Genomic DNA, 6,167 nt, shown 5'->3' with positions numbered 1-6,167 from the left:
GAATGGCGTGGTTGATGCGTTCGCCTTCCTCGGCCACCGCGGCGAGGACCGCCGCGACGACTTGCGGATTCTCCGTCGCAAAGGGTTTCGAGGCCAGATAAAATTCATGATTGGCGACGAGGTCCGTGCCGTCCTGCAACGTCCGCGCGTTGGCGGTGGCCTCGGCAGCGGCGCGGAACGGGTCCCAGATCACCCAGGCATCGACCGAGCCCGCGACAAAGGCGGCGCGCGCGTCGGCGGGCGGCAGGAACACCGGCTTGATATCACTGTATCGCAGGCCGGCCTGCTCCAGGGCGCGGACCAGCAGGTAATGCACGTTGGAACCCTTGTTGAGCGCGACGCGCTTGCCCCTGAGATCGGCGACGGATGTGATCGCGCTGCCGTTGGGGACGAGAATGGCTTCGCTGGTCGGCGAGCTCGGTTCATAGCCGACATAGAGCAGGTTGGCGCCGGCCGCCTGCGCGAACACCGGCGGCGCCTCGCCGGTATGGCCAAAATCGACCGCGCCGACATTCAGCGCTTCCAGCAGTTGCGGCCCCGCCGGAAACTCGGTCCACGTCACCTTGTAGCCGAGCGCCTTCAGCTTCTCCTCCAGTTGCCCGGTCGTGCGCAACAGCGCCAGCGTGCTCAGCTTCTGATGCGCGATGCGCACCACCTTGTCGGCCGCCTCGGCGTGTCCGGCGGCGAAAGCGCCGACAAGCAAAGTCGCGGCGAGCGAGAGCCACCGCACGGTCTTGATCGTCATGTCGGATGTCCTTCGGTGGTGAGAGTGACGGGCGTGCCGGCCTATTGCCCGACCCGCCATGCGGCGTCGGTGACCTTGAGCCGCTCGGGAATGAGCGCGAGTTCGGCAAAAGCGTCGGCGATCTTCTGCTGGCCTTCCAGCGTGGCCGCGTCGATCGGGCGAGCTCCGATCTCGTCGCGGTTGACGGAACGTTCGATGACATCGGCCGACAGGCCGACCTTCGGAGCAAGCTCCACCGCATATTGATGGCGATTGTCGCGGATCCAGCCGTCGATCTCGTCGACTGCGCCGAGCACGGCTTTCAGCACCTGCGGGTTCTGCTCGGCGATCGCACGCGAGGCCATGTAGAAGGAGACGTTCGGCGCGAGACCGGTCCCGTCGACGACCAATCGCGCATTGAGAGCGATTTCGGCTGCAGCGTAGTAGGGGTCCCAGATCACCCAGGCATCCACCGAGCCGCGCTCGAATGCGGCGCGCGCATCCGCGGGCGCGAGGTAGGCCGGCACGATGTCGTGATAGGTGAGGCCGTTGGCTTCCAGCGCTCGGACCAGCAGATAGTTGACGTTCGATCCCTTGTTGAGCGCGACGCGCTTGCCCTTGAGATCTGCCACCGTCCTGATCGGGCTGTCCTTGGGGACGATGATGGCCTCGTTTTTCGGCGACGCCGGCTCATAGCCGGCATAGACGATGTCGGCGCCTGCGGCCTGCGCGAAGATCGGTGGCGCTTCCCCGACCAAGCCGAAATCGGTGGCCCCGACATTCAGCGATTCGAGCAGTTGAGGGCCGGCCTGAAACTCCGTCCACGTCACCGACCAGCCGATCGGCGCTAGCTTGCGCTCCAGGATGCCGCGCTCCTTCAGGAAGATCAGGTTGCCCGCTCCCTTTTGAAACGCGACCCGGAACGTCTTGCTGTCGGCGCGTGCAGGCCTCGCACTGATACCGCTGCCCAGCATGAGTGCAGCGGCGATCAGTTGGAATTGGCGGCGATCGATCATGATCGAGATGTCCCGAATGTTTTCGCTGCGGTCGTGATCCGCAGCGAGAGGATGATCGGCCGTCCGCGTACGATGATGCGCGCTGCCGGCCCGCGATCGCAGTTGAGAGCAAAGCGCCAACCCAAGACCGCAAGCCGATATATCGGAGGACCGTCGAAATTGAATTCCAAAGAAATCAGCAGGCAGGGACGATTGTTGTTGTGCGAATACGCGCACGTAGAAATAGCCGCAAAGTGCTGCCGCATATCGGGTGTCGTCCCGTCATCGAGCCGAACGACATCGTTGTGGGGGCGCAGCGAAGCACATGAAATTTGCGACGGATGTCGCCGCGCTCATCCGGACGACGCAGATGAATATGATGCGTCGAAATGCGAAGTTGATGAACGTTTTCAATGCGACATGACTTGTGTCGCAGTGACGCCAGATTTTTTTCTTTCTTTTTTTCGTAAATCATGATAATCAATGCACATCCCGCCTCGTGCAGAGGGACGTACGCGTCGTCACGAACGTGGAGGCGGGCTGCGATGGACGTGGAAGCTGCGCTGGACGAGCGCGGCCGGCACGGACGGTGAAGTCGTGTGGTCCTGGCCTCCCGGTGCTGAGGCCAAGTTCGTGATGCTTTTGACGGGCGTCGTGAGCGACAGGGGCAAGAAAGCCGATCCCTGAGGAGAGCGCGTATAAGCCGTAACCCATTCGCGCAGGGAAGGCCGGGATGTCTCGGCCGATCCTGTGGTTCCTACCCCGTGCATTACTTACGCACGGGGGCCATGGGAGCGGCGAGCTCCCGGCCTTCCCTGCGCCCTCTCGTTTTTTGAGGGCATCGGCTGACGCAACACTCGGGCGCCACGCGCTGCGAGAAGGTGCCCCTATGTCTCCAGATCATCATCGCGAGCGTTGCGACCTGTCCGCCATAGCCCGAAGGGCGACGGCGGAAGCAATCCAGCATCGCGTGCGCCCATCTGCATTGCTTCGGCACGATGCGCTGCGCAATGACGTATCGACGTCATGCCATCGGTAGCGACCGCAGCCGTGCCAGCAACTGACGACAATAGGCCGTCGTCATCGCGCGGTCGCCGAACAGGATGTGATAGACGATCGGCGCCACCACGTGATCGATGACCTCTTCGATATCGAAAATTGCCTCGCCGCGCGCCTGCGCCCGCGCCACGATCGTTTCGAGATGGGTGCGCGTAAACGTGCAGCATTGGCCCGGGAAGCTTTCGCCGGAGGGCGACAGCACGTCGCGCATCAGGGCCTGGCCGACCGGCGAGGACATTTCTTCCGCATATTGCTCGATGAAGGCGCGCAGGTCGCTGGCGACCGAGCCGGTGTCCTCGGGTTCGCCGATCGGCCGGAGACGCTCGACCGCGACGTCGGCCAGCAGCGCGGGCAGGTCGCCCCAGCGGCGGTAGATGGTCGACGGGGTCACGCCCGCTTCAGTGGCGATCTGCGGCACCGTCAGCGCATCCCGGGCGGTGGTCTTGCTCAGGCGGTTCACCGCGTCATGGACGGCGCTTTGAATGCGGGCGCTGCGCCCGCCGGCCCTTATCAGCTCCTTGACCGCCACCGTCCTGCTCCCTTGCCATGCGAAAAAGCAGGGCAGCCTTAAAGCAAAAGATTTGCTTTAGTACCGTCGCTCACTTATCCTTAAGGCAATATATTAGCTTTAGGAGCGCCTATGCAAGCTTATCAAGCTCAAGCCGCGGCTCCAGCGGTCGAAGTTGCGCCAGCGCGCGAGGCGCCGGCCCGATCGGTCTCGCTGGGAGTCATGACGTCCTACAGCTTCGCCGGCGCGATGCTGATCGGCGCCTGCAGCAGCGCGGTGACGCCGCTGTACCATCTGTACCAGCAGTCGATGCATCTGACGCCGTTCTGGATCACGGTCGTTTTCGCCAGCTATGTCGTCAGCCTGCTCGCTGCGCTGCTGACCGTTGGCGGCTTGTCCGACTATGTCGGGCGCCGGCCGGTGATCCTGGCGTCGCTGCTGGTGAACGCTGCGGCGATGCTGATTTTCGCCGAGGCCAGCGGGGTGGGGCAGCTCATTGCGGCGCGCATGGTGCAGGGGCTCAGCGTCGGCATCGGAACCACGGCGTTTGGTGCTGCGATCCTCGACACCAGCCGGACGCGTGGCGCGCTGTTGAACAGTGTCACCGCGTTCCTGGGCCTGACCGTTGGCGCGCTCGGCACCGCGGCGCTGATCGTGTTTGCGCCCGATCCGCTGCACGTCGTCTATTATGTGCTGCTCGGCTTCACGGTGCTGATGCTCATAGCTCTCTGGTTCATGCCGGAGAGCTGCACGCCGAAACAAGGTGCGTGGGCCTCGCTGCGCCCGCACGTCGCCGTTCCCTCGCAGTCGAAGGCCATTCTGGCTCGTTTGACGCCGGCCAATGTGGCGGCCTGGGCGCTCGGCGGTTTCTACCTGTCGCTGATCCCGACCGTGGTGGCGAGCGCGATGCACGTCGCCTCGCCTTTCGTCGGCGGCATCGTGGTGTCGGCCCTGATGCTGACCGGCGCCATCGCGGTCGCGGCATTCCGCCACTGGCCGGCGCGCCGGCTGATCCTGCTCGGCACCAGCGCGCTGCCGGTCGGTGTCGCGGTCTCGATGGTCGGCATTTACGAGCAACATGTGGCAGCGCTGCTCGGCGGCACGATGATCGCGGGCGTGGGCTTCGGCGCCACCTTCTCGGGGATTCTGCGCGCGGTGCTGCCGACTGCGCATGCGCACGAGCGCGCCGGGTTGCTCTCGGCGTTCTACCTGCAATCCTATCTGGCGTTCGCGATCCCCGCGGTTGCCGCCGGCCTTTCGGTGCCGCTGATCGGATTGTCGAGCGTCGCGTATGTCTACGGCGCCGTCATCATCGTGCTCGCGATCATGTCGTTGGTGGCGTCGCTCAGGGCGGAGCGCTGAGCGCCGGAATCGCAGGGTGGGCAAAGGCGCGAAGCGCCGTGCCCACCGTTGCCAGTTCACGAAAAGCGGTGGGCATGCTTCGCTTTGCCCACCCTACGACTCCTGCTTCCGTCATTGCGAGGAGCCGAAGGCGACGAAGCAATCCAGACCTCCTTCTTGGCTCTGGATTGCTTCGCTTCGCTCGCAATGACGAAGCAAAAGCGTCACACCTCGCGCCGGCTCAAGAACGCCAGCCGCTCGAACAGATGCACGTCCTGCTCGTTCTTGAGCAGCGCGCCGTGCAGCGGCGGGATCAGCTTGCGCGGGTCACGCTCGCGCAGCTGTTCCGGTCCGATGTCCTCGTTGAGCAAAAGCTTCAGCCAGTCGAGCAGCTCAGAGGTCGAGGGCTTCTTCTTCAGACCGGGCACGTCGCGCACCTCGAAGAAGATGCGCAAGGATTCCTCGACCATTCGCTTCTTGATGCCGGGGAAATGCACGTCGACGATCTTTTCCATCGTCTCGGTGTCCGGGAACTTGATGTAGTGGAAGAAGCAGCGGCGCAGGAACGCATCCGGCAGCTCCTTCTCGTTGTTGGAGGTGATGATGACGACGGGGCGCTTCGCGGCCTTGATGGTCTCGCCGGTCTCGTAGACATGGAATTCCATACGGTCGAGCTCGAGCAGCAGGTCGTTGGGGAACTCGATGTCGGCCTTGTCGATTTCGTCGATCAGGAGCACCGGACGCTCCGGCGCCGTGAAGGCGTCCCACAGCTTGCCGCGCTTGATGTAGTTCTTGATGTCGGAGACCCTGGAATCGCCGAGCTGGCTGTCGCGCAGCCGCGACACCGCGTCGTATTCGTAGAGGCCCTGTTGCGCCTTGGTGGTCGACTTGATGTGCCAGGTCAGCAGCGGGGCCTTGATCGCCTTCGCCACTTCCTCGGCCAGCACGGTCTTGCCGGTCCCCGGTTCGCCCTTCACCAGCAGCGGACGTTCGAGCACGATCGCCGCGTTGACGGCCACCTTGAGATCGTCGGTGGCGACGTAGTCCTGGGTACCGGTAAATTTCATATGGTTCATGCCCTGTGGTTTATTCTGTGCTGCGGCATACGCGAAAATGAAGGGGCGAAGCGATCGTCCCGACTGCGCGGCAAGCGGTCGTTATGGGGGATAAAGCCTTCACGGGGAATAGTAATTAAAAAAACCGGCAGGTCCAGACCCCGTGAACAGGGGGGCTGGGCTGCCCTTGACGCGACCCCTTTGGCAGGCGATCTAAGTGGCATGTTCCTGCAATTTTTCACATCGTTGCGCGATGCGCAGGTCCCCGTGACCCTGCGCGAATATCTCACGCTGATGGAGGCGCTCGACGCCGACCTCGCCGAGCAGTCGGTGGAAAATTTCTATTATCTGTCGCGCGCCGCGCTGGTGAAGGACGAGCGCAATCTCGACAAGTTCGACCGCGTGTTCGGCTCGGTGTTCAAGGGTATCGAGAGCCTGCTCGATGCGATGGAGAAGGCCGAGATTCCCGAGGAGTGGCTGAAGAA

Annotated in this window: 5 protein-coding genes and 1 pseudogene; 2 read left to right on the top strand and 4 right to left on the bottom strand. The window is 63.5% G+C overall.

Annotated elements, in window-relative coordinates:
* The 3 genes from WA702_RS09565 to WA702_RS09555 all read right to left on the bottom strand — a co-directional run.
* On the bottom strand, window positions 1-745 hold a 745-nt coding region (locus tag WA702_RS09565; protein WP_425110275.1), incomplete at its 3' end, for an aliphatic sulfonate ABC transporter substrate-binding protein.
* Between the two features lie 41 nt (window positions 746-786).
* A complete protein-coding gene (locus tag WA702_RS09560; RefSeq protein WP_425110274.1) occupies window positions 787-1,740 on the bottom strand; it encodes a sulfonate ABC transporter substrate-binding protein in 954 nt (317 codons plus the stop codon).
* 1,003 nt (window positions 1,741-2,743) lie between these two features.
* Window positions 2,744-3,307: a TetR/AcrR family transcriptional regulator C-terminal ligand-binding domain-containing protein gene (locus WA702_RS09555; protein WP_425110273.1), complete on the bottom strand. Its 564-nt coding sequence runs from the start codon at window positions 3,305-3,307 to the stop codon at window positions 2,744-2,746.
* 201 nt (window positions 3,308-3,508) lie between these two features.
* Between WA702_RS09555 and WA702_RS09550 the strand changes: the two genes are divergently transcribed.
* Window positions 3,509-4,648 carry an MFS transporter gene (locus WA702_RS09550; protein WP_425110272.1) on the top strand — a complete coding sequence of 380 codons (1,140 nt, stop codon included), beginning with the start codon at window positions 3,509-3,511 and terminating at the stop codon, window positions 4,646-4,648.
* A 203-nt stretch (window positions 4,649-4,851) separates the two neighbouring features.
* Here the strand turns inward: WA702_RS09550 and WA702_RS09545 are convergent, their stop codons facing one another.
* Window positions 4,852-5,694 (bottom strand): AAA family ATPase, encoded by an 843-nt coding sequence (locus WA702_RS09545; protein ID WP_425110276.1) that lies wholly within the window; start codon window positions 5,692-5,694, stop codon window positions 4,852-4,854.
* A 210-nt stretch (window positions 5,695-5,904) separates the two neighbouring features.
* On the opposite strand from WA702_RS09545, the pseudogene WA702_RS09540 reads away from it, so the two are divergent.
* A pseudogene (locus WA702_RS09540) lies at window positions 5,905-6,167 on the top strand (VWA domain-containing protein); the annotation flags it as partial.

The sequence above is a fragment of the Bradyrhizobium sp. genome, from assembly GCF_049798375.1.
GTDB lineage: Bacteria > Pseudomonadota > Alphaproteobacteria > Rhizobiales > Xanthobacteraceae > Bradyrhizobium.
This window is presented reverse-complemented; position numbering and strand designations above follow the sequence as displayed.